We start from the raw sequence: 26,053 nt of genomic DNA, 5'->3' as shown, positions 1-26,053 counted from the left end.
GGGCAGGGGTCAGAGGCCGGTCGGAGGCGGCGGCGGTGCCGACCCGCTCGACGCGGCGTCCTGTGAGCCGGAGGACGGGGGTGCGCCCTGTGGAGGCGGTGTCGTTGTCGGCGGAGTGGTCTGCCATCCGCCGCCCTGGCCGGACGCGGCATTTGCGCCGGATCCGCCGGGTCCGGGGGTGCCTCCCACCTGGCCGCTGGTGTCGTCGGACACGCTGGTCGGCGCGGGCTGGACGGCTTTCTCCAGGCCGGACTTGACGGCATCGCCGCCGGGCGAGCCGCCCGTACCACCGCCCTGCGAGCCGTCCTTTCCTTCGCCGCCGGTCGGGGCGGTGGCGATGTCGCCGGGGAATCCGCCGCCGTCGGGGCCTTGCGGTGCGGCACTCCCCATGGCGGCAGCGCCACCTGCTCCGGCTGCGGCGCCACCGGTTCCGGCGGTGGCTGCGGCTGCGGCGGCCTTGCGGGCGGCCTTCTCGGCGTGGGCCTTGGCGATCTGTGCTCCGGCGCCACCGGCACGGTGGATGGACTCGCCGTCGGTGCCGTCGGCTGCCCAGTGCACGAATTTGAAGACGGCGTACGGGCACAGCAGCACCAGGACCATGATCACGATGCCGGACATGACGTCGGCGAGCGCGGCGATGCCGTCATTGGCTTCGGTCTTGCCCATGGCGGCGATACCGAGGACGAAGATGACGGTCATCAGGAGCTTGGAGACGACGAGGGTGGCGGTGGCTTCGATCCAGCCCTTGCGCCAGCGCCGGGCGACTTCCCAGCCGCCGCCGGCGGAGGCGAAGACCGCGAGGGTGACCATGACGAGGATGCCGACCTTGCGGACCATCATCACGCACCAGTAGAGGAAGGCGCCGATGGCGGCGCCGAGTCCGGTGACGACCGGGACGAGCCAGCCGAGACCGGACAGCGCCCCGATTTGGCTGACCTTCACCACGCGGCGCACGGCCGATTCGATGTTCAAGTGTGCGGCTTTGAACAGGCCGTCGCTGACGGCGTCCACGACCTCGATGGCGACTGTGGTCAGGGCGATGGCGCAGAAGGCGAACAGGACTCCGGACGCGGTGCCCGTGAATGCTTGGGTAAGGGCTTGCCCGTCGCGTCTGATGGCGGCCCGGACCAGTTGCGCGCAGAAGGTGGCGACCAGCAGGACCAGGCCCAGCGGCAACAGCATTTCGTAGTTGTCGCGGAACCACCCGGCGTTCAGATCGACCTTGGTGGTGGTGTTGACGGCTTCGGCGGCCAGGTCGGCTGCGGCGGCTGCCAGTTCACCGGCGGACTTCGCCATCCAGTCACCGATGGCTTTGCCCGGGTCCGAGGCGAAGTCCACCGCGTCGCCGACGGCGCACAGTTTGTCCGCCAGGGGGAAATCACAGAAACCCACGAGGAGTTACTCCTCCTTTCGTGTCTCAGGCGCGGGTCACTGCGTGACGCTCGGTGCGATGGCGGCCAGGGTGCAGTCGTGGTTCGGGCGGCACTGGACGGCCAGGGTCACGGCGCGTTCCTCGGCTCCGCCGCCGCCCTTCTTCCAGCTGAGGGTCTGCTTGCCGTTGACGGTGACGACGTAGATGTACGCCTCGGTGATCGCGGACGGATCCTCGGCCAGCGCCTGTTTGAACGCGCCGGGGTAGTGGCCTTCGGTGATGTGGGCGGTGGCGTGCTGGTCCTGGTCGGCCATCCGTGACCACAGCACGGGGTCGGGGACCTGGCCTGCGACCGAGGTCCAGTCGGCGTACTTGGTCTCGGTGGTCATCCAGGCGCGCATGCCGGCGAGTTGCTGGTCGCGGCTGGTGTCGCGGGTGTCGTAGGACCAGAGCATCTGGGCCGCTGCCTTGGCGTAGGCGACCGGCTCGGCGATCTGCGGCGGCTTGGGCACCGACCCGGACCCGGAGGAAGGCTTGGGAGCAGCCTCGGAGTGGGACGGGCCGCCCGTGGGAGCCGGTGGCGCGGCATCGGGAGTCTGCTGGCTGTTGCCACCGCCGGTCAGCAGGGCAACGACCCCGGCGAGGGCAAGTAGAACGGCGACAACGGTGGCGCCGATCGCGATGCGCTGGTTCGTCGACCAGCCCGAGCCGTACGAGGACAGCGGAGAGGAGGGGAAGCGTTTCCGCATCAGTGGACCTGCGATCCCAGGCCGGAGAAGAAGGCCACGATGCCGTTCGCGGCACCCAGACCGAGGGCGGCGCCGGCGGCGACGACGGCGCCCTTCTTCCCGTTGGCCTCGGCCTGGTGTCCACCGGTGTGGTGGCCCCAGGCCCATACGCCTAGCGAGACGGCGAGGGCGCCGACGACGGCGATGATCCCGAACATGTTGATGCTGTTGACCACGTTCTTCAGCACGGCGAGGCCAGGCAGCCCGCCGCCTTTGGGCGTGATTCCTGGGTCGTAGGCGAGCTGGATGACGCGGTCTGCGAGAGGGACGGACATAGGTGGTGCGAGGCTCCTTGCATACGCGGGCCCGGCGAGGCCCAACGGGAAGGTGAAAGCGGAGGGAGAGGCGAGCGAAGGGCCCGGAAGTGGCCGCGTCAGCCCGGCCCGCCCGGGCTGACACCGGGCGGGGCGGCGTCAGAGGACGCGGCGGACGGCGAGAATGTCCCAGTCCTTGATCGGGGTGATCCGCACCGGCTTGGTGGTGCGTGGCGCCTCGATCACGAGGCCCTCGCCCATGTACATGCCGACGTGCTCAGGCCGTGCGGCGGTACCGCGGCTGAAGATCAGGTCGCCGGGCTTGAGGTGAGCGGGCGAGACAGCCTTGCCTTCGTTGACCTGCGTGTACGTGGTGCGGGTGAGCGTGATGCCAGCATGGGCGTACGCCTGCTGCATCAGGCTGGAGCAGTCGCAGCGGCCCATGGGGTCGGGGCCGTGCGCGTTGGTGCAGGATCCGCCCCACTGGTAGAGCGTGCCGAGCTGGTGCATCGCCCACTCGATGGCCTTACGGGCCTTCGGGTCGGCGTCCTTGGGGATCGAGTAGCCCTTGGGGACGCTCCCTTCGGAGATGCGGCCGAAGCCGGAACCGTCCTGGCCCGGCGCGCAGCCGGTCGTACTGGTCGACGGCTTCTCGTCCTTGTCATCCGTGGCATCCCCGGCGCCGGGGAAGGTCTTGACGATGGCGGCCTGCAGCGCGGTGGCCAGGTTCTCCCACTGCGCGTACGCGTCCGGCAGGCCGGACTTCTGCACGGCTTGCGCGGCCTGGGTGACGGTCATCTGCTGCCAGCCGTCCACCTTGAGCAGGTGCTTGTAGAACTGCTCGCTCGCGTAGGTTGGGTCGCGGATCTGCTGGGCGCTGCCCCACCCCTGGGACGGACGCTGCTGGAAGAGACCGAGGGAGTCGCGGTCCCCGTAGCCCAGGTTGCGCAGCCGGCTCTCCTGCATCGCCGTGGCGAGCGCGATGATCTGGCCCTTCTTGGGAACGTCGAGCGAGAGGCCGGCGGCCACGATCGTCGCCGCGTTGGGGACCTGCTCGGCGGGCAGGTCCAGGCCCTCAATGTCAACGTCCTTGCCGGACGCGCCGTCGAGGATCTTGATGACCTGCTCGGCGACCTTGTCGCTGTCGATGTCGGTCAGGCAGTTGCTGAAGGAGCTGCTGCTCTGTACGGCTTCGGCGGAGGAGGCGAGCATCATGCCGGTACCGGCGAGCAGGATCGGGGAGAGGAAGACGACGCCGATGCCGGCGGCGAGTGCCTTCAACCCGAGCGGACCGCTCGCCGGTCAGCGGGTTCGGGCATGGATGGGTGGTCAGACGTCATGAACGAGTCCTTCGGGATGTGGTGTCCGGCGTGTCGCGTTCGCGAGGCGTGGTGGAAGGGCGCGGCAGCCGGGGTGGGCGATCGGAGGCGGGCCGGTGCGGGGGAGTTGCCGCTCGCTCCGCGCGGCCGTGCTGTGAGCTAGGTGTGCCGGGGCAGGGGTATCTCCGTGAGGTGTGGCGAGGATGTAGCCAGCGGCGGTGTGCGCCGGGCGGTTCAAAAACAGTAGGTGCGGATCGGCGGTTGACCAAAAAGCTCGGCGTGAGGTGCCGAAAACCGGTACATCGGTACGGGTTTCTTGGTCGTCGGCGGATTCGCCTCTACAGTTTTTTGACTCCCCCTCGCCCTCCTCGGTCTGCGGCCACGGGCTTCTGCATGCCCGCTTTCGGCCCGCGAGGACTCCTGTGTGAGGCGGGGTTTCCCTCCGCGATTTCCGCACCCGAATAGGGGTTCCTCTTTGCCTTTTTCCCTGCACCAGGGCGACGCTCTGGCCGTTCTCTCCGGCCTACCGGACGGCTGCGTCGACTCCGTCATCACCGACCCGCCGTACAACAGCGGCGGCCGGACCGCGAAGGAGCGCACCACCCGCTCCGCGAAGCAGAAGTACACCTCCGCCGATGCCAAGAACGACCTTGCCGACTTCACCGGCGAGAACATGGACCAGCGCTCCTACGGCTTCTGGCTGACGCAGATCATGACCGAAGCGCACCGGCTGACGAAGACCGGCGGGACCGCCCTGCTGTTCACCGACTGGCGCCAGCTCCCCACGACGACGGACGCGATCCAGGCGGCCGGGTGGCTGTGGCGGGGTGTGCTGGCCTGGCACAAGCCGCAGGCCAGGCCCCAGAAGGGCCGGTTCACCCAGAACTGCGAATTCATCGTCTGGGCGTCCAAGGGGCCGATCGACGGCTCCCGGAACCCGGTCTACCTACCGGGTATGTACTCGGCTTCGCAGCCCTCGGGGTCCAAGCGCCAGCACATCACGCAGAAGCCGGTGGAGGTGATGCGCGAGCTGGTCAAGATCAGCCCCGAAGGCGGCACGGTCCTCGACTTCTGCGCCGGCTCCGGCTCCACGGGCGTCGCCGCCCTGCTGGAAGGCCGGGACTTCATCGGCGTGGAGAAGACCGAGCACTACGCGTCGATCGCGGCCGACCGGCTCACCGAGACGATCCGCGCCACCCTCACCAAGGACGACGTGGTTCTCGCAACCTGAGCCGCGTCCTCTCCTGCCGCCAAGGCAACCGGCTCCCTGCTGAGCCGCCGGCGGAGCACCGCCGGAGTGGACGTGCAATTTCACTGCCCGGTCCGTGCAAGGACGTCTTCGCCTTTCTCCCAACCCGTGTCTCGTAGGAGGCTGAACTTTCAATGTCCGAATCCGCAAGGCCGTCTGACGATGGGGAGCTGGAGCCGGTTCGTATTCCGGATCCGCAGTTGGAGGGAATCGAGGCGAGCGTGCGGCGGCTCATGGAGCAGTCGGCTCAACAGGCTCAGCAGCTCGACCACCTCGCATCCGCGCCGGCGCCGAGCGGGTCACCGTTCGCCGCGTTCGGCATGCCGGGACTCGGCGGGCCTCCGGCCGCCGTTCCGCCGGAGCCTCGCCCGATCCTGGAACTCGACGGGGAGGAACGGGAAGACGAACTCGACGCCCTCTCGGACTGGGTCGACGACTTCTTCCTCCCGGTCTACGGAGCGGAGGTCACCACCGCGGCACCTTGGTGCCTGCAGTGGCAGGAGCACGACGACGTCGTGGCCTGGCTGCACGCCCTGTGGCTCGCCTACCAGCAGCACAAGGACCCCGAAGCCGGGCTCTCCGGCCTGTTCGTGTGGCACCGCGACTTCCTCACCCACGCCGTCGCCGCGATTCGCGCGCCGGGCGGACCGCTGTCGGCCTGCATGACCTCCCCCGACCGGCCCGCTCACCGTCTCCTGCCCGGCCCGCCGCCGTCCGTGCGCACCGAGACCGCGGCCACGGCGGATGGCGCCGGCACTGCCGAGCCGGGCGAGCCGACGCCATGACCGCGGGAGCGGGACAGCCCGCCTTCGGACTGAGCTTCGACCCTCGCGCGCTGACCGATCTCCTTCAGGCCCCCAGCGATATCCGCGACCTCACCCTCGCCTACCTGCAGGAAGTCGTGAACGCCCAGCGCTTCGGACAGCGCCTCGACGGCGACCTGGAGGGATTCCGGAAGCTGTTCGTGGACCGCCGCAAGGACTGGCGCGTCGTCTACGGCGTCCGCCCGGCGCCCGCGGATTCCGCCCACCCCAAGGAGATCCACGTCGTCGCGGTACGGCCGCGTGCGGGCAACGACGTCTACGACGAGGTCGGCCGCCGCCTGGGGATGACCCGCCGGCCGCTGAGCGCTCGGACGCACGCGGCCCGCTCGCGTTCCCCGCAGCTGACCACCCGTCCTCCCAAGCCCCGGCCCGGTCCGCCGCCTGCCGCACTGCCGGGCCTGCCCCGTCCCGCACCCAACCCCGCGCACCATCCCACCCTCTGAACGCACGGAGCGCCGCCCATGCCCCCTCAACCCGCGCCGACTCCCACCCGGCGTGCGGTCACGCAGCTCGACCACCGCCTCGAAGCGGTCACCGGCCACGACATCGACACCCTGTGGACCTACCGCGACCGCGGCGCCCTCGACGAGCCACACACCCAGCTGGTCGACCGGCACCGCACCCTGGCCAACGCCCAGATCGGCGTCACCTTCTACCTCAAGCTGCTCAACCGTCTCACGAGCGGTGAGTTCCCTGTCGACGGTGCCCTCTTCGTACGCATCGACCGCACCGTGGACCAACTGGAGGAGGCCGCCAACGCGCGCGACGCCGCCGCCCAAGAGGTGCTCGCCGCCCTGGAGCCCATCGAGGCCGCCGCCGCAGCATCGACGCCCGACGAAGGACGACTCTCGACCGACGACCGGGCGGCACTGCTCGCCATCGCCGGCGGTGCCAAGCTCCACGAACACCTGCTGACAGGCCGACTGTCCGTGACCGCCTCCTCCGGCACCCGCATCCCCTATCCCCAGATGCAGCAGCTGGAACGCGCCGGCCTCACCGTCCGGGACACCAGCCACCCTGTGCACGCCGGCCAGCCCGTCTCCCTCACCGACGCCGGACGAGCCGCACTGCTGGACGCCCGCCGGACTCCTGCAACGCATGCGCCGACGAGCCCGGCTCGCCCCGGCGCCCCGCCGTCCACTCCAGCGAAGCGGCGCTGAACTGCACCGATCCACCGAAAGGCTCTTGTTGTCCCCCACCGAACCGGCGCCGGCCCGGAAGACCATCCCCCACGTCGACTTCGAGCTGGACGACCTCGACTCCGACGAGGAGAGGTACCTCGACTTCTACCGCAAGGTCGCTGTCCACGAGGACATGCTCGTCCCCCTCGCCGAACACCACGACGGCCCGAACAGCTACTACGTGCTGTTCGACCGCACCGCCACCTGGGGACGCCCCGGCATGCCCCAGGTGCTCGCCGTACATCTGCAACGGGACCACGAAAAAGGCATGTTCAGCTTCGAGCACGCTCAGCTGCCGCTGTCTGCGATGGCGCAGTCCTGGCTCATCCACCGCGGCTGCCCGCCCGACGCCATCGGCCTCCACCCCGAACTGGGCCCGCCACCGGCGGACGAGGCCACGCGAGCACTGGAGCGACGCCTCGTCGGCGACGGCGACCACTACGCCATGGGCTACTCCTACACCAGCGACGACCCGGACGACATGGTCATCGTCGTGGTACTGCGTGCACAGGACGAGCAAGTCCCCAGCCCGTTCCGCGTGGTGGTCGAGGAGGTCGATACCGAGACGTGGACGCACACCCTGCGGGAGGGCGGCTTCGACACGGCCGGTGAGGCCCTGCAGTGGTGCGACGACCGCCTCACCGGCAAGGCCGGGCCGCTCCCGCCGATCCGCCCGGCAGCCACCCCCAGCCGCCCGGCAGGTGTAGCGAAGGCCCCTGCCCCACACCCGCCCGGCCGCTCTCGCTGAGCGCTGTTCCAGTCGCGGGCGGCGCAACATAGCCGACGATCGCCGGTTAGCCAAACCGCCGATTCTCCGGACTCTTATACAGCCGCCGGGACAACTCCCGCGGCCACTTCCCCGCATTCCCTGTGCCTTCCACGGAGGTTTCTTCCGCATGCGCTCCACCCGAATCGCCATATCCGCGGCGATGCTCGGCGCGCTCGCGCTGCCGGCGCTGTCCGCCACGCCCGCCAGCGCCGTGACCGTACCCACCGCAGCAACCGCCACCCCTGCCGTGAGCTGCCACAACCTGCCGCCGCTCCCGTACGCGGTGCACACCAAGGCCGTGACCATCCGGTCCAAGGCCAGCTCGAAGTCCACCGCGCTCGGTGTGCTCTACAAGAGCCACAAGTTCAGCGTGTCCAAGAAGAGCGGCAACTGGCTCTACATCACGGACAAGACGACCGGCGTCAAGGGCTGGGTCTCCGGCACCTACGTCTACCGCGACGTCCGCATGTGTCTGGACTGACTGACCGGATCCAGCACGTCCCGCCCAGCGGCGGGGGCACCGAGCACAGCCGCCCCTCACATTCCGCAGGCACCGGCCCATCCAGAACAGGAGATCCCTTTTGACCGACGGCATATCCGATGAGTCTGCGGATGTCGTGGGCGTGCTCACCGAACGGATCGAGGCCCGCTTCGACATGGGCATGGACCAGCTAAAGGCCGCGGTCGCCGCCGCTCCCACCGCGAACCCCGACGCCACCGACGTCGTCAAGTGGCACGGCCTCCTCGTCGAGGCCCAGTCCGTGCTGGAGCGCGCAGAGGACGACCTCCTCGCAGCCCTGGAGACCCAGCCCAGCGAGGTCGACGACCCGACGATGGGCCTCGCCCACCGGGTGAACGCCGCCGTCACCACCCGCGACGGCCGGGCCATGGTCGTGCGGTGGCTCCTCGACCCGGACGCCCCGGGCAAGAAGGACCTCGCCGCACAGCGCCTGGCCCGCCTCCGGCCCCGAAGCGGCCCGGCAGTGCAGACCAGCGCTCCCCATCGTCCCGCAGGGACACCCGCGCCGGCGTCGGCGTGGCGGCCGGCAAGGTCCGCCCGATGAGCCGGGACAAGGCCAGCACCATGGACACCGACCTGCAGAAGGTCTTCGGGAACCCGGTACCCGAGCTGTACGAGGCTGCTGCCGGCCACGATGCCTCACCCGAGCTAGCCCGTGCCCTGGAGCTGCGCTCATTCCTGGCGCTCACCGAGGAGCAGGTCGCCCGCGTCCGCGACCGCGTCCACGCCGACATGGACCCCGAGCGGGACATGGGCGAACTGTCGGCGGACAAGCTCCGCTTCGACGCGCAGTGGCTGGAAGCGGCACTGGAGGCCCGCGACGGCTACCGCGCAGCCCTCGGCGAGCTGCTGCGCACCATGCCCCCGCCTGCAAAGCAAACCCGGCCCGCTCGCACGGCACAGCTCAAGGCCACCGCCACCCTGCCTCCGTCTGCCGCCCCGGCACCTCAGCGTGCCGGGGCGGCCCGGGCCCGCCGACCGTGAAAGCCCTCGATTGCCCCACCTCACGTCTACCGACATAGCCGACCGGATCGAGGACCTGTACGGCGCACCGCTCGCCGACCTCGAAGCCCATGCACAGGACCAGCCCCCCGGCATGCTCTCCGCCCTGCTCGGCATGCACGGCGCCCTCGCCCTGGCCGAGCGCAGCATCGGCTTCCACCGCGACCAGCTGGCCCGGCTCGTCCACCCCGAGCGGCAGATCGGCCCGCACGAGGTGTCCCACCTCCTCGACGGCACCCGCCGGCTCGCCGAAGCCGTCGCCGTCCGCGAGGCCCAGGCCACATCGGTCGCAGCCGTCCTGCAGAGCCTGGCCCGCGTCCCGGCCCCGACGTCTGCCTCTCCGACTCCCGCGCCGCCTGCTCCGGCCGCGCCCCTTATGGCGCAGAGCGCGGCGCACAGCCGCTGACCCGACCCCCAGGCGATTCCCCCTTCTTTCACCCAGGAGTTCCTCCCTTGGCCATCACCGCTCTGCCCCCCGATGCCGACGCCGACATCGCCCGGGTCACCGAGGCCCTCGCCATGATCACCCCGCGCTGGAACGTGAGGATCCTGCTGGCCCTCTCCGGCCCGCCGCTGCGCTACAGCGAGCTGGCGGCCAAGGTGTCCTGGCTGCAGAACGGCCAGCTCCACCCCAAGCTGAAGTCGTTGTGCGACGCCGGTCTCGTCGAGCGCACCGAACACACCGCACGGCACGTCACCTACGGCCACACCGAGCGAGCCACTGCCCTGCTGCCGATCCTGCCGATGATCGTCACCTGGGCCGAAGAGCACCTGGAGAAGGCGGAGCGCCCGCTGGCCGCGATCGAGCAGATCGAGGACAGCCTCACCCTGCTCACCCGGCGCCATGCTGCCGCCATCCTGTGGGTGCTCAAGTCGCGTAAGGAGGTCAGTGGCCGGGTTCTGGCCCGGATCGTGATGCCCAGCAGCGACTGGACCAACATCTATCCGCCGTTGCGCCAGCTCGTTGCCGACGGTCTGGCCGATACCGAGGGAAACGGCCGGCCCTACCGGCTGTCCGCCGCCGGCGACGCCCTGGGCCCCGTCCTCGGCACGCTGTCCGCCTGGTCCGCCGGGCAACCCCTCGACCAGGCAGCCAGCCACCCCGTCTGGGGGCAGCCGCAGGCCAAGAGCACGCCGAGGCCGTGGGTCAGCAGCCCGTCACGGCCGGCGCCCGTGGCGCTTCCACCTGCTCGGGCGGTTGGGTCGTCCCCGGTGTGGCACCACCGCGACCTCTTCTCGCACGCTGCCACCGGCCGCCCGACGGCAGCCATCCCGGCGGGAGGCCCGCGCCGATGAGCACTTCCTTCCCCCCTGCCGAAGCGCGCCAGGTCATCGACCTGCTGGCCTCACGCTCCTTGATCCGTCTGGTCACCGAGATCGACGACAACGGCGCCATACCGCCGCGACGGCTCGCCGGCACCCTGCCCGACCTTTCCGCGCACCAACTGCGCAGTGCATCCGACACGGCCCGTGCCCACGGCCTCGTCCGGGTCGCGCCCGGCGCCGGTCTGGAACTCACGGACTCCGGGATGGAACTGGCCGACTTGTACGACGCGCTAGCCCGGTGGGCGCGGCGTCACTCGGCCCCCGCCGCCGTCTGCGAGTTCAGCAGCCGCATCCAGCACGTTCTCGGCCTGCTGGCACCCTCACTCACCCCCGGGAACGCCGACCGCCCCGCACCCCTGCCCGACGCGCACCCGATCAGCGCGGAGGCTGAGGCGGACCTAGCGCGCGTCCGCACGCACCTGATCCAGTGGCTGGCCGGCAACCCCCAGGTGACCAGGGCCGAGCCCGAGCGGGCCGCGTGAGCGCAGCGGTCACACCCCGGCACGCACGCCACACGGCCGGGCTGATGAGCAGCATTTACCTGCCGCGCACGGCGGATGCGTTGGCATTCGCGATGTCCACCTACGGCATCCCGTTGCTCGTTCTGGCCACGACTGGATCCGCCGTACTGACAGGGGCCGCCTTCGCTCTGGAGTGGATCCCGCGCCTGGCAGCGTTCGGGTGGGCCGGGTCGATCGTCGACCGACGCGGCGCCTCGGTGGTCTTCCACCTCGCCTCCCTGGGACGGGCGCTGGCTCTCGCCGCCGGCGCTGTCCTGCTGTACCTCTACCCGTCCGGTGCTGCGGCGAGCGTGACGGTGATGGTGCTGGCGGCGGCGACCGGTGTGCTCACCGAGTTCAGCTACATCGCCGTCGAGACTGCAGGTGCCGCCGCCGGCCGCCGAGCGGGACCTCGGGCTCACCGTGTCCAGGCTGCCCTGCTCGGCATCGACCAGACGGCGACCCTGGCCGGACCGGCGCTCGCCGGCGTGCTGCTGCTCGCCGGGCCGCCGTCGATGCTCGCGGTGGTCACCGTGCTCTCGCTGCTTGCCGCGCTGCTCGCCCTGCGCACACCGCCCTCACCCGTGGCCCCGGCCCGCGCGCCGAAGGGGCGGCCCGGCGCCGGGCTCGTCACCGGGTGGCGCACCATCCGCGCGCTCCCCGCGCTCGGCTGGTTGGTGGCCGGGCTGACCCTGTCCAACCTGTCTATCGGCCTTCTCCAGGCAGCCGGTCCGGTGATCGTCGTCCAGCACTTCGGGCAGTCCACCACGGCCGTCGGCCTGGTGTGGTCCGCCGCAGCGGCGGCCACTTTGGTGGCCGTCACCGTCTGTCGGTTCGCGTTGGACCGCCTGGGCCTGTGGCCGGTGGGAGTCGCCTGCTCCTTCATCGCTTCGCTCGCCTGTCTCGCAGCCGCCCTGGCCCCCGACTACCTGTCCTACCTGGTCATGGTCGCAGTCCTGATGGCAGCCGATGGCGGCTTGGCGGTCGTCCTGCGCACCCTGCGCTCCCGCCTGATCCCCCCGGAGGCATTCGGCAGCACCCTGTCGGCCACCATCCTCATCCTCCTGCTGCCCTTCCCCCTCGCCGGCGTGCTCACCGCGCTCACCCCGCCCGACGCGCTGGGCCACGTCATCACCGCCTGTGCCGCCCTGCAAACCCTCGGCCTGTTCTGCGCCTTCGCCCGCCTGCGCACCGACCCTGCCCTGCGCGCCTGACCCGGCTGTCCCGCCCGTGGAGGACCCCTATGACCATCGCCGCCCTCGGGTCGCACCGAGCGACCGGCCGCACCATCACCGAGCAGTTCCACGCCTTCGACGCCCGCAACCCGCACGTGTACCGATCCCTCGAACGCATGGCCGCCCGCCGCCTGGCCGCCGGCGCCACCCGGATCAGCCTCAAGGACCTCTTCGAAGACCTGCGACGCCAACTCCCGTACGGCGTCGCCGGGCTGAACAACAACTTCACCGCTCTCTACGCCCGTCGCCTCATCGACGACCACCCCCACTGGTCCCACGCGTTCGAGCTGCGCCGGCGCCGCGCCGCCTGAGACACCCCCTTTTCCCTGCCCTGCCGTCCCTTGATACGGAGAATTCCCTCTTGCCCGCTCGCCCTGTTGTACTTGTCGTCGCTCCCGGAGATGAGAACTACCGCGGCTACTGCCTTGAGCAGGTCGCCGACGCCTACAGAGTCGTGCTGCTCACCGGCACCGAACCCTCGTGGGAGAAGCCGCACATCACCGATCACGCCGTCGTGGACCTCAGCGATCCTGCCGCGCTGTTGGCGGGGGGCCGGGCCCTGGCCGCACGCCACGACTTCGCCGGTGTCATGACCTGGGACGAGTGGAGTGTGGTCCCGACCGCCCGACTCGCCCGCCAGCTCGGCTTGTCCACCACCGTGCCCGAAGTGATGCAGGGGTGCCGCAACAAGGCCACCGCTCGGTCGCTGTTCGCCCGCCACGGCGTGCCCTCGGCCGCTTCGGTGAGCGTGCGTACCCGGCAGGAGGCCGAAGCCGCCGCCGACCGGATCGGCTATCCCGTGGTGCTGAAGCCTGCCGCACACGCGGGTGCCATCGGCGTGCTCCGCGTCGATGACCGCGACCAGCTCACGGCCGCCTACCGGGCGGCCGAACGGACGGCCGGTCAGGGCACCGAGAGCACCAGCGTCCTCGTCGAGGAGTTCCTCGACGGGCCGGAGATCTCCGTGGAGTGTGTCACCTACCGCGGCGCCACCACGCTGGTGGCGGTCAACCGCAAGACCATCAGCCCTCCGCCGCACTTCGAGCAGCTGGCCCACAGTGTGGACGCCGACGACCCGCTCCGGGAGACCGTCGCGCCGGCCGCCCGGGCGGCGATCAACGCCCTCGGCATCACCGACGGCGTCAGCCACATAGAGATGCGCCTCGTCGACGGCAGGCCCCGCCTCATCGAGGTCAACGCTCGCCTGGCCGGAGACATGATCGGCCACCTCGTGCGTCTCGCCACCGGCATCGACCTGGTCCGTGCCGCCGCCGACATCGCCTGCGACCGCACCCCCGACCTCACGCCCACCAGGTCGTCGGCCGCCGCCATCCGGCTCCTCTATCCGGACACCTCCGGCACCCTCACCCACCTCACCTACGACGGGCCCCGCCCGACGTGGCTGGACCGGCTGCACTACCAGTGCCGCCCCGGTGACCAGCTCCTCCTCCCCGCCGACGGAGGAAACCTGTACACCGGCCGGATCGGCTACCTCATCACCACCGCCACCACCGGCCAGCAGGCGCGTGCACGCGCCGACCAGGCTGCTCGTGCCGTCACCGCGGTCCTCGACCGGACCTCCGGCCCCCGTAGCGCTGCGGCGTGAGCGCGGTGTCTGCGGCTGACCGGCATAGCCGGGCGTTGCTGACCGGCTATTTCCTCGGCCTGGGGGCCATCATGGCGGTGTGGGGCGCCCGGATGCCCGCCGTGCAGCAGGCTGCCCACCTCGGCACCGCAGGGCTGGCCCTGGTCCTGCTGGCCGCCGCCGTCGGCATGGTCGCTGGACTGCAGCTCGGAGGCCGCTACGCCCGCCCGGCGCGGCTACCAGCCCAGCTCACCAGTCGGTCCCTCGCCCTGGCCGGGTGCCTCGTCCTGGTGGGGCAAGGCGAGAGCCTGTCCGCGTTGCTGGCGGCGGCTCTCGCGTTCGGTCTCGCGCACGGCGTCCTCGATGTGGCCGCCAACACTGCGGCCGTCCGCTGCCAGAACGCCTTCGGCCGGCCCATCATGTCTGGTCTTCACGCCGCATACTCCCTCGGCGCCCTCGCCGGCGCCGCCCTGGCCGCCCTCACCGCCCAGGCCCCGCACAGCACACTCTTCACCGCAACAGGCGCCCTCCTGGCCGGGGCCGCTGTCGCAGCGGTGCCGGTCACCCGAAGCCTGAGCGGCGCAGACCGACCCGCAATGCGCGCTGGCGCCGGGAAGCTGCCCCTGCTTTCGTCGCCGGGGAAGCTCTGGCTTCTGGCCGCGCTGGCCGCTGCGAGCCTGCTGGGCGAGGGAGCCGCTGCTGACTGGGCCGCCGTGCACCTGCACACCCTGGGTGCCCCGACGGCCGCGAGCGCCACCGCGTTCGCGCTGTACAGCGCGGCCATGGCGGCCGGACGGCTGACCGGTGACCGGCTCACCGCTGCCTTCGGCGCCCCGACAGTCGTACGGGCCGGAGCCCTTCTCGCCATGGCCGGTCTCACCATCGGCGTCATCGGGAACAGCACCCCACTGGCGCTGACGGGCTGGGCGGTCTTCGGACTCGGCCTGTCCACCACCGTCCCCTCGCTCATCACCGCGGCCGGCGCCGGAGGCGCCAAGGCCGTGGCCACGGTCACCGCCACCGGCTACCTCGGTCTCCTCGCCGGCCCGGCCCTCATCGGAGCCCTGGCCAGCGCCACCACCCTGCCCACGGCCCTGCTGCTGCCTGCCCTCCTCGCAGCCGCCGTCGCCGCCCTCGCCCACCGCGCCCTGGAGAACACCACCCCTTGACACCCACCACTGCCCACGCGGGCCTGGACGCCGTCATCCTCGACTACAACGGCGTCATCGGCCTGCAACCCACCACCGACCAGTGGCTCCGCCTGGCCCGCACCGCCCTGTGGCCCGAGGACGACCTCCCCGCCTTCCAGCACGCCTTCTGGACCGCCCGCACCGCCTACGACGCAGGCCACCTCAGCGACCTCGCGTACTGGGCCACGGTCCTCGACCACCACCCCGGTGCCCGCAGGCTGCGTGAACTCCGCGACGCCGATACCGACATGTGGACGTCCATCGACGATCACGTCATCGATGTTCTCCACCAGGCCCACGAGTCCGGGCTGCCGCTGGTCTTGCTGTCGAACGCACCCCGCCACCTCAGCGATGTCCTCGACCGCCGCCCGTGGCGCCGCCTGATGACCCACGCCTTCTACTCGGCCCGGCTCCAGGTCTGCAAACCCGACCCGGCCGCCTACCAGCACGCGATGAACGCCACCGGCGCCGCAGACCCCGACCGCGTCCTCTTCGTGGACGACCGAGACGACAACTGCCATGCAGCCCGCCACCTGGGCCTGCGCACCCTGCACTACACCGGCCACCCCACCGACCTCGCAGCCGCCCTGCAGCCCCCGAACTGACCCGCTTCCTCCCCCCCAGGATTCAGTGCCCCACGACGACCACGACACCATCGACGGCGACGTCTACGTCTTCCCACGCCACCTGGCCCGCTCCACCGCGGTCAGCGACCCCGGCCTCGACCCGCTGCACGACCTCGGCTGGGATCTGCACCACGACCACCTCGGCAACGCCTACCTCACGGCCCCCGACGGCAAGGTCCGCCTCGGCTACCTCCCCGAAGGCGACGACGACGGCCTGTGGCGCATCAACGCCTACAAGGACGCCTTCGGCCCACCGGCCTGGGGCGTCTGCTTCAACGACAGCGCGCCCACGGAGTTCGTCACTGCCTTCACCACCGCCCTCGCCGAGGCGTACCGGCAGGGCCCAGACCGCTACCTTGCCCGCCCGCTTGCCGGAAGCACCGACCGTGACCCGTTCCAGGCCGTTGACCCGCTCATCAACCGAGGCTGGTGCTTCGACCGCCCGGATCTAAGGACCTTCGCCATCACCGCACCCGACGGGCTCGCCACGCTGGAATACACCACCGGCGACCTCGACCCGCCGATCGAGCTGGAAACCCGCGACGCGCGCTGGCACCTGTGGGCCGGCACCTCCTCAGCTCGGCCCTACTGGTACGCCACGGCCAGCACCGACACCCCCGCAGCCCTTCTGCGAGCTGTGACCGAGGCCGTGGCCGACCCCGCACCCCTGCCTCGATGGCGGGACGACACTTCCAGCTACGTCAAGGACCACGCCCAGACTTCCCCGATCCACCCGCCCTCTCCGCCGACGCCCACCCCGCTCGACGTCCGGCGGGCCGCAGCGTCCCGCCGCCCGGCCGCGCTTCCCGCGGCCAGCGTTCCGTGCTGGAGCACCACCAGCCGACATGCCCTGCCCGGCCAACGCCGCTGACTCCACTCAACTCCGACCGGAGACCCTCGTGTTCCTGCAGGCTCCCGAGTTCTTCACCGAGCTGTGCCTTCCTTTCCACGAGCACGCCGTCGTGGGCAACACCTACTACGCCGCCCCCGTGCCGGGCACGCCGCTGCGTTTGCGGATTGACTTCACCCGCACCATCCACGCGGACACCTACGGCGGGCTGCGTGTCGCAGTCGTCCACCCGGAACGCGGGGAGATCGACGCGGTGGCACTCAGCTTCGTGGACCACGGAACCTTCCACCGCCGCGACGAAGCCACCAACACCCCTCCGAACACCAAGCAGTACGGCACCTTCGGCACCTACCACCGCCCCGGCCGCCCCCCGTGGGACGGAGCCGTCACCACCGGGTTGCGCGACGCCATCGAGCAGTACACGGCCGTCTGGTTCCCCGGCGCCTGGGCTGCCTCCGCGCCCAAGCGTGCGGCCGGCCCCACGCCGCGCAGCACTCCAGCTCCGCCGACCGTCCCCGCCGGGGCCCGCACCCGCTGAGCCTCGTCCCGATCCCCGCGCCACCTACTCAGCAGGAGCATCTCCTCGTGTTGCCCGACCCACCACGCGACCCCTTCAACAATCTCGACCCTGCCCAGACCGTGAGAGTTCTCCCGCGTCACCTCGCCGGTCCCGGCCAGGCAGACCTGGAGACGATCTGGGCCTTCCCCTTCGACGACGGATGGCACCTTCACCAGGGACTCGAAGGGATGGTGTTCGCCATCAGCCCCTGCGCCCGGCTGTGGACCCGCTTCGCTCCCAAGCCCGAGGAGCGAGGCGCAGACACGTGGACCATCGGCATGGACCGTGCCCCCTTCGGCCCGCGGGCCTGGGAGATCACCTTCGACGCCACCACCCCCGCCGAGCTCCTGCGCGACGTCCACACCGAACTGCTCGACCTGTACCTCGAAGACCGCCACAGCGACAAGAACCACCTGGTCGAGGATCCGACGGCCCCGCACGAGGTGTACACGCCGCTCCTCACCCACGGCTGGAGCCACAGCGTCAAAACGGACGGTACGCAGACCTTTCTGCCACCAGAGGGCCTTGGCGGTGTGCGCCACCGGTACGCCACCACTGGGTCCGACGGTCCGGTCTGGCGGGCCTGGGGCGGATACCCGAGCGAACCGCACTGGCAGGCCCAGTTCTCTGCCGGCGCGCCCACCACCCTCGCCGCGGCTTTCACCGCCTCGCTGATCTCCACCGAACCGCTGCACCGGGCCGTGAAGCAGATCCCCTTCCACACCCGTCGTCACCTCTACGTCGCACCGGCTGCAACCCCGCAGCCGCCCAGCCATCTGCCGCCCGCTCTGCCGTCCGCACCCCACCCCGCCGGCCGCGCCCGCTGACCTTCCCCGACCGATCAAGGAGTCCCCTTCCTCGTGCACGCACATCTCGTCCGATCCGCCGCCGCCATCGCCGTCGCCGCGGCCGGCACCCTCACCTGGGCACCGGCCGCGAGTGCCGAGCCCACCGAACCGACCCCCTCAGCCTCCGCCGCTGCCGAGACTCCGGCCGCGGACGCGGGCAGCGTCGAGATCACCACCAGGGACACAGCCGGAGACGCCCTGCCCGGCGCCGTGTTCCTGCTGCTCGACTCCGCCGGCCAGGAAGCCGGACACGGGAAGACCGACGCACAGGGAAAGCTGACCTTCTCCGACCTCGCGCCCGGCGTCTACCGGCTCAAGGAGACGGCCTCCGGCAGCCCGCTGCACGAGGTCGTCGCCGACCAGGACGTCATCGTCACCCCGGGCGCGACCACCCGGCTGACGATCACCGATCCGTTCAAGGCCGCCAAGGTCCTCCTGCAGGCCAAGGACGACAAGACCGGCAAGCTCCTGCCCGGCGCGACCGTGAACATCGGCACCGGCAGCTCGACGCTGCTCACTCTGACCACGGGAGCTAAGGGCACGGCCTCCGGAGAGCTGCCCATGTCGAGCCGGAAGGCCCAGTTCTGGGTCAAAGAGATCAAAGCCCCTGCCGGCTACGACCTGTACAAGCCCACCAAGACGTTCACCGCTGGTCCCGGCGACCCGGTGACCGTGACCGTCACCAACGCCAAGACCACCACGACCCCGAAGCCCGAACCCTCGGGTAAGCCCACGCACACGCCCACCGACACCCTCTCCTCCAGCCCAGGCAAGCCGAACAGCGGTACGGACAGGGCCACGCCGTCCGTAACGGATAGCGACACACCGGAAACCGACACTTCCGCCATCGCAGCCACCCCGGTCGGCGACTCCACACCGAAGACGCCGACGGGCTCCCTCGCCCACACCGGTGCTGACGCCACGCCGTGGCTGATCGGCGGCGCGGCCGTTCTGATCGCGGCCGGTGGAGGCGCCCTCACCGTGGCACGCCGCAGTCGCACCGACAGCCACACAGAAGACAACACCGGGAGCTGACCGCACCCACCCTTCTTCACTACACGGAGCCCCCGCAGCCCCAGCTGGACACGCTGTTCGCGACCGCCAACAGCGTCCTCCTGGATGTGGGGGCCTCGGTGTTTGTGAACCGCCCCTCTATAATCGAACGTGTGAGCGATACTCCGTCCCGTCTGGAACTGCTGCAGTTCACGCGCCGCGTGGTCGAGCAGCAGGCGCGGGCGAGCCTTCGGCAGCTAGACCGGTGGATCGCGGACGAGGAGCGTCGCGAGGCCGAGCGACGGCAGGCCGAGGAGCGGCGACTGCCGCCCCCGGAGTGGCTGATTGAGCGGTGCCTTGACCGGAGCAGCCTGGTGGCGGTGCACACGGGGGACTGCTGGGACCCGGGTAAGCGCCAGATGCCGGCGACGCGGGAGCAGGCACGCGACGCGATACGTCAGCAGGTTCCGGCGTGCTCGAAGTGTCGGCCGGACACGCGGCTGGGCCTGCTGGAGTAGCCCGGCGCGCGGGCGGCCCGGGCGGCGTTTGAGGGTGGCGGGGTGGAGTTCCCTGTCGACGTTGCCCTGGCCGAGCTGGTGCCGCAACTGCCGACCGGGCCGCGCTGGTGGTATGAAGTGAAGCTCGACGGTTCTCCAGACACTCAACACTGTCTCACCAAGTCGCTGTCGGGTCAGGCATTTTGCCGACCAGGGCAGCGTGGGTTCCGGGGAAAAGCCTTCGACCAACGTCATGCCGGTCCGGCAGGCTCCAGGCCATGACCACACCGCCCTTCATCCCCGGACTGGAGCTCTCCCGCCGCTTCTACTTCGAAGCCGTCCGGCCTCTGTTGGACGAGGCCGCCCCCGGCATCGCTCATTCCGCTGCCCGTCTCGGCGGCGGCTCGGAGGTTCTGGGATTCGACACCGCTCGCTCCGCTGACCACGAGTGGGGACCCCGGCTCCAGCTGTTCCTGCACCCGCAGGACGACACGCGCCACGGGACGGCGATCAAGAAGCTCCTCTCCGCAAGGTTGCCGAAGACCTTCCTCGGTTACCCCACGCACTTCGCCGCCACCGCCGAGGCGGGCATCCGGATCATGCAGGCGACCGACGGACCGGTGCACCACCGCGTCGACATCACCGACCCGGCCACCTGGTTCACCGACCAACTGGGCTTCGACCCAGGCCAGGACGTCACCACGCTGGACTGGCTGGCCACCCCCACACAACGGCTCGCCGAGATCACCGCCGGCGCGGTCTTCCACGACGGACTCGACCGGCTCGGCCCGGCCCGCGCGCGGCTCGCCTGGTACCCGCACGACCTCTGGCTCCACCTACTCGCCTGCCAGTGGCAACGCATCGCCCGCGAGGAAGCCTTCGTCGGCCGGTGCGGCGAAGTGGGCGACGAACTTGGCTCCGCCGTCGTCACCGCGCGCCTGGTCCGCGATCTGATGCGGCTCTGCCTGCTCATGGACCGCCAATACCCGTCGTACAGCAAATGGCTCGGCAGCTCTTTCGCCCGCACCCCGCATGCCGCCTTCCTCACGCCCGTCCTCACCGCATCCCTCGCCGCCACCGACTGGCACAGCCGCGAACACCACCTGGCCCGCGCCTACGAGACCGTCGCCGCCGCCCACAACCGGCTCGGCCTCACCGCTCCAGTCGACCCCACCACGCGCCCTTACCACAGCAGGCCGTACAAGGTTCTGCACGCCGAACGCTTCACCGCGGCGCTGACCGCCCGCATCACCGACCCGGCCGTCCGCGCGCTGCCGCTGATCGGCACCATCGACCAGTTCGCTGACAGCACCGACGCCCTCAGTAACCCGCAGCGGACACGAGCGGTGACCCGGGCCACAGCCTTCGTCCCAGATCCGTGACGCCGTCACCAAACCTCGATCCGACGCCGTCACGCACTCACGCGTGTCTCATGAGACACCTCGCAGTCTGGAGAAGGACGGTCACCGGACAGTTTTGTGGCGGCTGGCTGAGACGGTTCGACTTCAAGCGCGGTCGGGTCGGGACGTGACGACGCCCTGGATGGATCTTGCCGTGGCGGGGATGGCCCTGCCGCCTGGCGTCGTCCTGGACGGCGAGGCAGTCGTCGTGGTTGACGGGGCAGGTGTCGTTCGAGGCCGCTCAGGCTCGGGCGGCTTCCTCGCCTGCACGGGCGCGGGAGCTGGCGGCGCGGCACCCTGCGCTGCTCATCGTGTGGGACGTTTTGTCGTTGCCCACCGGGGACGTGAGGGCGCGTCCGTATGAGGAGCGGCGCGCCTTGATGCTGGACATGGTGGCCGGGCTGCCGGAGGGGTCGCCAATTCAGGCGGTGTCGGCGACGGAAGACGTGGAGGTCGCCCGGGTTTGGTACGAGACGCTGACCGGCTCCGGTGTGGAGGGGGTGGTGGCGAAGTCGGGGCGGTCGCCGTACCGGGCCGGGCGGTCGTCGTCGTGGAAGAAGGTCAGACACGCGGAGACGATCGACGCGGAGGTGGTGGGGTTCACGGGGGCGGCGGGTCGGCCGCGGGCGCTGGCGGTGCGGTTGCCTGACGGCCGTGTTGCATTGTCTCAGCGGCTCGGAGCGCAGCTGGCCGCGCAGGTCGCGGCGGCGCTGGTGGCCGTCGCGGCTCGTGGTACGGGCCGTCCTTGCTGACCAGCAGCTCTTACGCTGTCTCAAGTTGATGGCACAGCCGGTCCGTCTCACGGCCGGGGCATTTCCTCAGGGTGTAGTAGGCCCGCCAGGACCGGTGGCGGGAGGGCCAAGTTGGCGAGCTGAATTCACGCCCGCGGGGTGGCGCGATCTGCTCCACCCCGAAACCTGGCCCTCTTCGCGAAGTAATCAGACCTTTGTCTTGCGCCACGGCGCGGCGGGGTCCGAGAGCGTGTCGAGGATCAGCTCGCACCAGGTCACGGCAGCATTGACCGTCAGGCGGGCATGACGCACTCCAAGCCCGGACGGTGCGCTCGCCTGACCGTGACCGCTGCCGAAGCCCTGGTTGCGCAGTTCGGCGACGCCGACTGCGATGTTCACCGAGCCCGAAAGGATTCTCTTCACGGCCTTGCTGCCGTCCGGCCCATCAGGAGCCGAGCCAGCGTCGAGCTTCAGCGCCTTCTGGACCGTGCTGATCAGGGCCGGGAGCGCGGCGTTCCGGTCGACCTCGATGTTCAGCTCCCCGAGGGCGGTCTTCGCCGTTGCCTCGATGAGCTGCTTGGCCGCGCCGATGGCCCCATGGGGATCGGTGGTCAGGTCCCTCCGAATGCGCTCCAACTCGATCGTGATGCCGGAGGCGTCGCTCAGGGTGCTGAGGTCGCGGACCAGCACTGGCGGGTTGGACCAGGAGATCCTCCCCTCCTTATCGAGAGTGAAGCCGTCCCGCTCCAAGCGGACCCTGATGTCGTCAAGCCACTTAGGAGTTCCCTGATCGTCCGGGTTCCGGTACGCGCGGATGAAGTCCTCGAAGACCAGGAGTACACGTCGAACCTGGTTCGGATCCGACCAGTCCACACCCTCCGCGTAGAGCATGAATTCAGTCCGCCGCTGGCCTGAGTCCTGGTACTTCAGCTCATCTGGCGGGATGGGCGCGAACCCGTGGTCCTCCCACAGTTCGGCGACAATCCGGACGGTCAGGTCCGTGGCCAGAGAGCGGAAGGCGTTGCGGGTCGCCGGGCTCACCAGCTCCCGCCGTGCGGTGACGGTCATGGTCTGAAGATAGGAGCAGACCCTGACACCGTCACTGTCTTTTCCCAAGGTGATGTCTGATCCATGCCGAGCCTGTCTAGCCAACCAGTCTGTGGTTGTGGCTGATTTGGCCGTTGGTCGTGAGATTCGGCCACGGAATCTGAGATCCCACACTGTCGACGGACGGCAGTTCGCCGGGGGCAGACAGAAATGTTCCGGGAAAGACTGGCCAACGGGCGCGAGGGCATGTCAACGTAGACGACCTTGCAAGAAACCCCAGGTCAGAGAGGTGATTGCTCGTGACCGTAGCCCCTGCGGGCCCCGGTTTCTCCACCACTGTCGAGGCCCTGCGACTGCGGGAGTGGCAGCTCGGCCCCGGTCAGCCGACTCTGGTCTTGGACCAGTTCTCGGCCGAGGACTTCCACCTGATCGTTGATGATCGCGCGGACGTGCACGTCAGCTCCAAGGACGGCCGGTTCTACCTCGGTTGGTTTCCGCACGGCCGACCCGGCACGGACGGCGAGGGGCGGAAGATCGCTGTCACCGGCACCGCTCAGGTCCGCGGCTACCACATGTCGTTCGACACCGAGACGCCGGCCGACATCGTCGCCGCCACCGTGGCGAGGGTGCTGCAGACCTCACGCCGCCTCTGACAGCGCGGCCACCGATACATAGCGCCCGTCCTATGAGCGCTGGCGGTGCCGTAGGCCGGCCCGGCTCCACCGCCCCCGTTTCCCTCGAACCCCAGGAGGCTGTCCGTGACGTCCCCGGAGATGACCGTCGGCGATCTCATCGATCTGTTGTCCGGCTGCGACCGGAGCGCTCCGGTCCGCCAGGCCATGAACCCGTTCTTCCCGATGGCGCACCGCTTGGCGCAGGTCCTGCAGTCAGTCGACGAGACCGGCCGGACCGTTGTCTACCTCGCCGAAGGGCGGGACGAGGACGCACAGCTCGGCCACCTTCCGCCGGAGGTCGCCATCGCCCTGACGTGGCAGGGCCCCGTCCAGGCGCCCCCGCGCCGCCCTCGCCGCCGTGCCGGCGGCAACTAGACACGCACCGAGCCCTTGGAGGCGCCCCTGTACCCCGACCTTCCGCCCGACCCGTCCGCCCCGCGCGGCGGCCAGCCCGCGTTCTGGGTCGGCCCCCGGCACCTAGCCGGTGACGATGGACGCCTCTACGACGTCGTCGCCGACGCGCTCGCCGGCCTGGGCTGGACGAGCCTGACGATCGTCCGCGGACGGCACGAGCCGGACGAGGAACCGGAGGACCGCCAGGTCCTGCGCAGCACCGTCCTGCACATCAGCCCCGACGCCTTGCGTTGGGCCCAGTGGGGGCTGGCGGACGAGCCGTTCCACCTGGGTGGGCTGCCGATCGCCTGGCAGATCTCCGCCCGAGCCGAGACGAGCAGCCCGCTCGCCCAGTGGTCGGCCTACTTCACCCGTGACGTCCCCGGCGAGGCGGTGGTCGACTTCCTCGTCGCGCTCGACGCAAGCAACCAGCCTGCCTCGGCGCTCGCCGGAACCGAGCTGGTCCTTGACGCTGTCGCCGCCCACGGCTGGTTCCGCGACATCGACCAACCCGAGGCGGCGGCGATGGACCCGACGTTCACCTCGCACATCAGCCTGGGGGAGGTGCCGCCCCTCATCCAGGACGGCGACCTACGGGCCCTGTCCGCCGAGGACGACGAGACTAGACCGGCCGGATGGCAGGCGTGGGCCGAGCCCGTACTCGGCGCCCCGCTTCTGTGGGTGGCCTCGTTCGCCGCCAGCGTCCCGCACGATCTCGTCGCCGCCTTCGCCGCCTCCCTCAGCTCGACCGCACCGGTCCTGCGGCGGGTCCTGCCCGAGGCCACCCAGGAGCGCCTCCTGCGCGCGCCGGCCATCTAACGTCCCGCGCACCCCTCTCGACGATCGCAGTCCGGCATCCTCCCAGTTGGGGGTGCCGGACTTTCTTGTTTCCTGGGCGAAGTGGCCGGTCGGGTCGTTAGTGCTTAGCCCATAACGCACTGCTGCCCCCGACCGCGACGGTCGGAGGCAGCAGCGTGACGTGCACGCAGGTCAGCTCGTTGCCGTGGCCTTGGCGAGGGCCTTGTCGAGGTGGCGGTCGACGAGGGCCGGGGAGCCGGAGAGGACCAGCAGCAGGCTGCCGTCGCGGATCGCGGTCTGCTTGACCACGGTGCTCCGGCCCCCGGCGATGTACGTCAGAAGCAGGCTCCACTGCTCATCACCGCCGACGCTGGGCGCGGGCAGCTTCTGCGAGGTCACGTCGACCTGGGTGCCACCGGCGACGACCTGATAGGCCGGGCAGCCTGTCATGGCATCGAAGATCCGGCCGGTGCCGTCGGAGAGCTTCTTCACGCTGTCGCTGTACAGCTCCTCGGAGATCTCCGAGGAGCTGTAGCCGTAGGTGAAGTCCGCCTTCGTCTTGTGCGGGAAGGCGAGTGTGCCGCCAGTCGCCGCGTCACCGCCCAACTCGCTCAGGGCCGGGCAGCCGAGGACGGTGACGTCATCGTGCTGGGCCGGACGCTCCGGCTGGGGAAGGTAGCCGCTGCCGAGGTCGCGCGGGTCGAGCAGGCGGGACTCGAGCGCGGCCGAGGAGAGCGCGGCCGGCTCCTGGGCGACCTCGGTCGGCTTTCCCGTACGGGAGGAGGCGGTCCGGTGCTTGGACCCGGGGGTGTCGGTGGAGCAGGCGGGCACGGCGAGGAGGGCGGCGGTGATGCCGAGTGCGGTGGTGGCGACGCGAACGCGCATGACGGAACTGACCCCTTGGTGCTAGGCGACGGGTGGTCAGTGCGGGCCCGCGGGCCCGGTGGGGTCGTAGGAGTGGTGGTCAGTGCCCGAGGTGGCGCAGGCAGTCCTCGAACGTGGCGTGCGTCGAGTCCGCCGGCCCGGAGTGCCGGTTGTACCAGGCGGTGTCGATGCGCGTCTCCAGTTGCTGGTGTCCGGCCCTGCAGCGCAGCCAGATCTCACCGCGGGTGGAGAGGATGAGCCAGTCCCGGTACGCGCCGCACTCGGCGCAGGTGGCCATCTCGCCGTCGAGGACCAGGGGCTGCTTCCACGGCATCATCTTGCCCTCGATCTGGTCGTGGCTCGGCACCCGCAGCTCCGGCGGGAGGAAGTCGTCCACGATGGCGGTCGGCTCGGCGGGCTGCGGCTCGGGCGCCGACACTCCGATGCCGGGCGGGACCTGTCCCTGCATCTGCGCGTGCAGCTCGGCGAACCGTTTCTGAGCTCCGCTCGGCCCCTTGGCCCTGCGGCGTATTCGGTGAAACACCCTGGCGTCCTCCTCTACCTCGGCACCCGCAGCTCCGGCGGGAGGAAGTCGTCCACGATGGCGGTCGGCTCGGCGGGCTGCGGCTCGGGCGCCGACACTCCGATGCCGGGCGGAC

Annotated in this window: 33 protein-coding genes; 26 read left to right on the top strand and 7 right to left on the bottom strand. The window is 70.5% G+C overall.

The genetic code is table 11. The features are described from left to right. Positions 1-9: 9 nt before the first annotated feature. The 4 genes from ACZ6ZN_RS06670 to ACZ6ZN_RS06655 form a co-directional block, all read right to left on the bottom strand. The gene (locus tag ACZ6ZN_RS06670; protein ID WP_469643610.1) at positions 10-1,392 is read right to left on the bottom strand and encodes an SCO6881 family protein; all 1,383 of its coding nucleotides are present in this window, start codon (positions 1,390-1,392) and stop codon (positions 10-12) included. Positions 1,393-1,428: 36 nt separating this feature from the next. Beyond that, the gene (locus tag ACZ6ZN_RS06665) at positions 1,429-2,121 is read right to left on the bottom strand and encodes a hypothetical protein (RefSeq protein WP_469643608.1); all 693 of its coding nucleotides are present in this window, start codon (positions 2,119-2,121) and stop codon (positions 1,429-1,431) included. Next, positions 2,121-2,435, bottom strand: a complete 315-nt coding sequence (locus ACZ6ZN_RS06660; RefSeq protein WP_054100372.1) for a DUF6112 family protein — start codon at positions 2,433-2,435, stop codon at positions 2,121-2,123. Before ACZ6ZN_RS06660 ends, ACZ6ZN_RS06665 begins: the two co-directional genes overlap by 1 nt. 138 nt (positions 2,436-2,573) lie before the next feature. Beyond that, entirely contained in the window at positions 2,574-3,695 is a 1,122-nt protein-coding gene (locus tag ACZ6ZN_RS06655; protein ID WP_469643605.1) for a C40 family peptidase, read from the bottom strand. A gap of 513 nt (positions 3,696-4,208) precedes the next feature. On the opposite strand from ACZ6ZN_RS06655, the gene ACZ6ZN_RS06650 reads away from it, so the two are divergent. The 23 genes from ACZ6ZN_RS06650 (at position 4,209) to ACZ6ZN_RS06540 (ending at position 21,639) form a co-directional block, all read left to right on the top strand. Further along, positions 4,209-4,964: a DNA-methyltransferase gene (locus tag ACZ6ZN_RS06650; RefSeq protein ID WP_054100374.1), complete on the top strand. Its 756-nt coding sequence runs from the start codon at positions 4,209-4,211 to the stop codon at positions 4,962-4,964. A gap of 251 nt (positions 4,965-5,215) precedes the next feature. Beyond that, on the top strand, positions 5,216-5,767 hold the full coding sequence (locus ACZ6ZN_RS06645; RefSeq protein ID WP_179342576.1) for a DUF4913 domain-containing protein: 552 nt from the start codon (positions 5,216-5,218) through the stop codon (positions 5,765-5,767). Beyond that, complete coding sequence (locus tag ACZ6ZN_RS06640) at positions 5,764-6,249, top strand: hypothetical protein (protein WP_469643602.1); 486 nt, start codon at positions 5,764-5,766, stop codon at positions 6,247-6,249. Before ACZ6ZN_RS06645 ends, ACZ6ZN_RS06640 begins: the two co-directional genes overlap by 4 nt. Before the next feature lie 18 nt (positions 6,250-6,267). Continuing rightward, positions 6,268-6,966, top strand: coding sequence for a hypothetical protein (locus ACZ6ZN_RS06635; protein ID WP_054100376.1), 699 nt, complete (start codon positions 6,268-6,270; stop codon positions 6,964-6,966). 25 nt (positions 6,967-6,991) lie between these two features. Continuing rightward, complete coding sequence (locus ACZ6ZN_RS06630) at positions 6,992-7,735, top strand: hypothetical protein (protein ID WP_439454025.1); 744 nt, start codon at positions 6,992-6,994, stop codon at positions 7,733-7,735. Between the two features lie 181 nt (positions 7,736-7,916). After that, positions 7,917-8,237, top strand: coding sequence for an SH3 domain-containing protein (locus ACZ6ZN_RS06625; RefSeq protein ID WP_406723319.1), 321 nt, complete (start codon positions 7,917-7,919; stop codon positions 8,235-8,237). Positions 8,238-8,337: 100 nt separating this feature from the next. Next, positions 8,338-8,820, top strand: a complete 483-nt coding sequence (locus tag ACZ6ZN_RS06620; protein ID WP_381725564.1) for a hypothetical protein — start codon at positions 8,338-8,340, stop codon at positions 8,818-8,820. Then, the gene (locus tag ACZ6ZN_RS06615) at positions 8,817-9,260 is read left to right on the top strand and encodes a hypothetical protein (RefSeq protein ID WP_061441567.1); all 444 of its coding nucleotides are present in this window, start codon (positions 8,817-8,819) and stop codon (positions 9,258-9,260) included. Before ACZ6ZN_RS06620 ends, ACZ6ZN_RS06615 begins: the two co-directional genes overlap by 4 nt. A 10-nt stretch (positions 9,261-9,270) precedes the next feature. Further along, on the top strand, positions 9,271-9,684 hold the full coding sequence (locus tag ACZ6ZN_RS06610) for a hypothetical protein (RefSeq protein ID WP_185908255.1): 414 nt from the start codon (positions 9,271-9,273) through the stop codon (positions 9,682-9,684). A 47-nt stretch (positions 9,685-9,731) separates the two neighbouring features. After that, entirely contained in the window at positions 9,732-10,574 is an 843-nt protein-coding gene (locus tag ACZ6ZN_RS06605) for a winged helix-turn-helix transcriptional regulator (RefSeq protein ID WP_127436007.1), read from the top strand. Beyond that, the gene (locus tag ACZ6ZN_RS06600) at positions 10,571-11,086 is read left to right on the top strand and encodes a regulator (protein ID WP_127436006.1); all 516 of its coding nucleotides are present in this window, start codon (positions 10,571-10,573) and stop codon (positions 11,084-11,086) included. The genes ACZ6ZN_RS06605 and ACZ6ZN_RS06600 overlap by 4 nt, the downstream gene beginning before the upstream one ends. Before the next feature lie 44 nt (positions 11,087-11,130). Next, entirely contained in the window at positions 11,131-12,318 is a 1,188-nt protein-coding gene (locus ACZ6ZN_RS06595; protein WP_469643597.1) for an MFS transporter, read from the top strand. A gap of 29 nt (positions 12,319-12,347) precedes the next feature. After that, positions 12,348-12,650 carry a hypothetical protein gene (locus ACZ6ZN_RS06590; RefSeq protein WP_054100383.1) on the top strand — a complete coding sequence of 101 codons (303 nt, stop codon included), beginning with the start codon at positions 12,348-12,350 and terminating at the stop codon, positions 12,648-12,650. Between the two features lie 50 nt (positions 12,651-12,700). Further along, entirely contained in the window at positions 12,701-13,945 is a 1,245-nt protein-coding gene (locus ACZ6ZN_RS06585; protein ID WP_469643594.1) for an ATP-grasp domain-containing protein, read from the top strand. After that, the gene (locus tag ACZ6ZN_RS06580; RefSeq protein ID WP_469643592.1) at positions 13,942-15,093 is read left to right on the top strand and encodes an MFS transporter; all 1,152 of its coding nucleotides are present in this window, start codon (positions 13,942-13,944) and stop codon (positions 15,091-15,093) included. The genes ACZ6ZN_RS06585 and ACZ6ZN_RS06580 overlap by 4 nt, the downstream gene beginning before the upstream one ends. Beyond that, positions 15,090-15,719 (top strand): HAD family hydrolase, encoded by a 630-nt coding sequence (locus tag ACZ6ZN_RS06575; RefSeq protein ID WP_406721952.1) that lies wholly within the window; start codon positions 15,090-15,092, stop codon positions 15,717-15,719. Before ACZ6ZN_RS06580 ends, ACZ6ZN_RS06575 begins: the two co-directional genes overlap by 4 nt. 25 nt (positions 15,720-15,744) lie before the next feature. Next, complete coding sequence (locus ACZ6ZN_RS06570) at positions 15,745-16,611, top strand: SPDY domain-containing protein (RefSeq protein ID WP_469643589.1); 867 nt, start codon at positions 15,745-15,747, stop codon at positions 16,609-16,611. Positions 16,612-16,639: 28 nt separating this feature from the next. Beyond that, on the top strand, positions 16,640-17,128 hold the full coding sequence (locus ACZ6ZN_RS06565) for a hypothetical protein (RefSeq protein ID WP_061441558.1): 489 nt from the start codon (positions 16,640-16,642) through the stop codon (positions 17,126-17,128). Positions 17,129-17,229: 101 nt separating this feature from the next. Further along, positions 17,230-17,976 (top strand): SPDY domain-containing protein, encoded by a 747-nt coding sequence (locus ACZ6ZN_RS06560; RefSeq protein ID WP_333934318.1) that lies wholly within the window; start codon positions 17,230-17,232, stop codon positions 17,974-17,976. A 33-nt stretch (positions 17,977-18,009) separates the two neighbouring features. Continuing rightward, entirely contained in the window at positions 18,010-19,032 is a 1,023-nt protein-coding gene (locus ACZ6ZN_RS06555; protein ID WP_469643585.1) for a SpaA isopeptide-forming pilin-related protein, read from the top strand. Between the two features lie 131 nt (positions 19,033-19,163). Then, the gene (locus ACZ6ZN_RS06550) at positions 19,164-19,508 is read left to right on the top strand and encodes a DUF6233 domain-containing protein (RefSeq protein WP_469643583.1); all 345 of its coding nucleotides are present in this window, start codon (positions 19,164-19,166) and stop codon (positions 19,506-19,508) included. A gap of 257 nt (positions 19,509-19,765) precedes the next feature. After that, positions 19,766-20,869: a DUF4037 domain-containing protein gene (locus tag ACZ6ZN_RS06545; RefSeq protein WP_469643580.1), complete on the top strand. Its 1,104-nt coding sequence runs from the start codon at positions 19,766-19,768 to the stop codon at positions 20,867-20,869. Positions 20,870-21,111: 242 nt separating this feature from the next. Next, the gene (locus ACZ6ZN_RS06540) at positions 21,112-21,639 is read left to right on the top strand and encodes an ATP-dependent DNA ligase (protein ID WP_469643578.1); all 528 of its coding nucleotides are present in this window, start codon (positions 21,112-21,114) and stop codon (positions 21,637-21,639) included. 186 nt (positions 21,640-21,825) lie between these two features. Here the strand turns inward: ACZ6ZN_RS06540 and ACZ6ZN_RS06535 are convergent, their stop codons facing one another. Further along, complete coding sequence (locus tag ACZ6ZN_RS06535; protein ID WP_185015068.1) at positions 21,826-22,686, bottom strand: abortive infection family protein; 861 nt, start codon at positions 22,684-22,686, stop codon at positions 21,826-21,828. 278 nt (positions 22,687-22,964) lie between these two features. On the opposite strand from ACZ6ZN_RS06535, the gene ACZ6ZN_RS06530 reads away from it, so the two are divergent. The 3 genes from ACZ6ZN_RS06530 to ACZ6ZN_RS06520 all read left to right on the top strand — a co-directional run bounded on the left by ACZ6ZN_RS06530 (position 22,965) and on the right by ACZ6ZN_RS06520 (position 24,551). Continuing rightward, positions 22,965-23,318, top strand: coding sequence for an SPDY domain-containing protein (locus tag ACZ6ZN_RS06530; protein ID WP_469643575.1), 354 nt, complete (start codon positions 22,965-22,967; stop codon positions 23,316-23,318). A gap of 105 nt (positions 23,319-23,423) precedes the next feature. Beyond that, complete coding sequence (locus ACZ6ZN_RS06525; RefSeq protein WP_054100434.1) at positions 23,424-23,714, top strand: hypothetical protein; 291 nt, start codon at positions 23,424-23,426, stop codon at positions 23,712-23,714. 15 nt (positions 23,715-23,729) lie between these two features. Then, the gene (locus ACZ6ZN_RS06520; RefSeq protein WP_469643572.1) at positions 23,730-24,551 is read left to right on the top strand and encodes an SPDY domain-containing protein; all 822 of its coding nucleotides are present in this window, start codon (positions 23,730-23,732) and stop codon (positions 24,549-24,551) included. Between the two features lie 171 nt (positions 24,552-24,722). On the opposite strand, the gene ACZ6ZN_RS06515 is transcribed toward ACZ6ZN_RS06520, so the two are convergent. After that, positions 24,723-25,415, bottom strand: coding sequence for a hypothetical protein (locus ACZ6ZN_RS06515; RefSeq protein WP_469643569.1), 693 nt, complete (start codon positions 25,413-25,415; stop codon positions 24,723-24,725). Between the two features lie 79 nt (positions 25,416-25,494). Next, positions 25,495-25,938: a hypothetical protein gene (locus ACZ6ZN_RS06510; RefSeq protein ID WP_469643566.1), complete on the bottom strand. Its 444-nt coding sequence runs from the start codon at positions 25,936-25,938 to the stop codon at positions 25,495-25,497. Positions 25,939-26,053: the final 115 nt, after the last annotated feature.

The organism is Streptomyces sp. NPDC053665, assembly GCF_055585285.1.
Note: the sequence above shows the minus strand (reverse complement) of the source record. Positions and strands in the feature narration are given on the sequence as shown.

Excerpts from the sequence above, each read along its gene's own strand:
- ACZ6ZN_RS06665 (WP_469643608.1), bottom strand. The coding sequence starts at position 2,121 with ATGCGGAAACGCTTCCCCTCCTCTCCGCTGTCCTCGTACGGCTCGGGC.
- ACZ6ZN_RS06660 (WP_054100372.1), bottom strand. The coding sequence starts at position 2,435 with ATGTCCGTCCCTCTCGCAGACCGCGTCATCCAGCTCGCCTACGACCCA.
- ACZ6ZN_RS06645 (WP_179342576.1), top strand. The coding sequence starts at position 5,216 with ATGGAGCAGTCGGCTCAACAGGCTCAGCAGCTCGACCACCTCGCATCC.
- ACZ6ZN_RS06640 (WP_469643602.1), top strand. The coding sequence starts at position 5,764 with ATGACCGCGGGAGCGGGACAGCCCGCCTTCGGACTGAGCTTCGACCCT.
- ACZ6ZN_RS06635 (WP_054100376.1), top strand. The coding sequence starts at position 6,268 with ATGCCCCCTCAACCCGCGCCGACTCCCACCCGGCGTGCGGTCACGCAG.
- ACZ6ZN_RS06625 (WP_406723319.1), top strand. The coding sequence starts at position 7,917 with ATGCTCGGCGCGCTCGCGCTGCCGGCGCTGTCCGCCACGCCCGCCAGC.
- ACZ6ZN_RS06615 (WP_061441567.1), top strand. The coding sequence starts at position 8,817 with ATGAGCCGGGACAAGGCCAGCACCATGGACACCGACCTGCAGAAGGTC.
- ACZ6ZN_RS06600 (WP_127436006.1), top strand. The coding sequence starts at position 10,571 with ATGAGCACTTCCTTCCCCCCTGCCGAAGCGCGCCAGGTCATCGACCTG.
- ACZ6ZN_RS06595 (WP_469643597.1), top strand. The coding sequence starts at position 11,131 with ATGAGCAGCATTTACCTGCCGCGCACGGCGGATGCGTTGGCATTCGCG.
- ACZ6ZN_RS06590 (WP_054100383.1), top strand. The coding sequence starts at position 12,348 with ATGACCATCGCCGCCCTCGGGTCGCACCGAGCGACCGGCCGCACCATC.
- ACZ6ZN_RS06545 (WP_469643580.1), top strand. The coding sequence starts at position 19,766 with ATGACCACACCGCCCTTCATCCCCGGACTGGAGCTCTCCCGCCGCTTC.
- ACZ6ZN_RS06535 (WP_185015068.1), bottom strand. The coding sequence starts at position 22,686 with ATGACCGTCACCGCACGGCGGGAGCTGGTGAGCCCGGCGACCCGCAAC.
- ACZ6ZN_RS06515 (WP_469643569.1), bottom strand. The coding sequence starts at position 25,415 with ATGCGCGTTCGCGTCGCCACCACCGCACTCGGCATCACCGCCGCCCTC.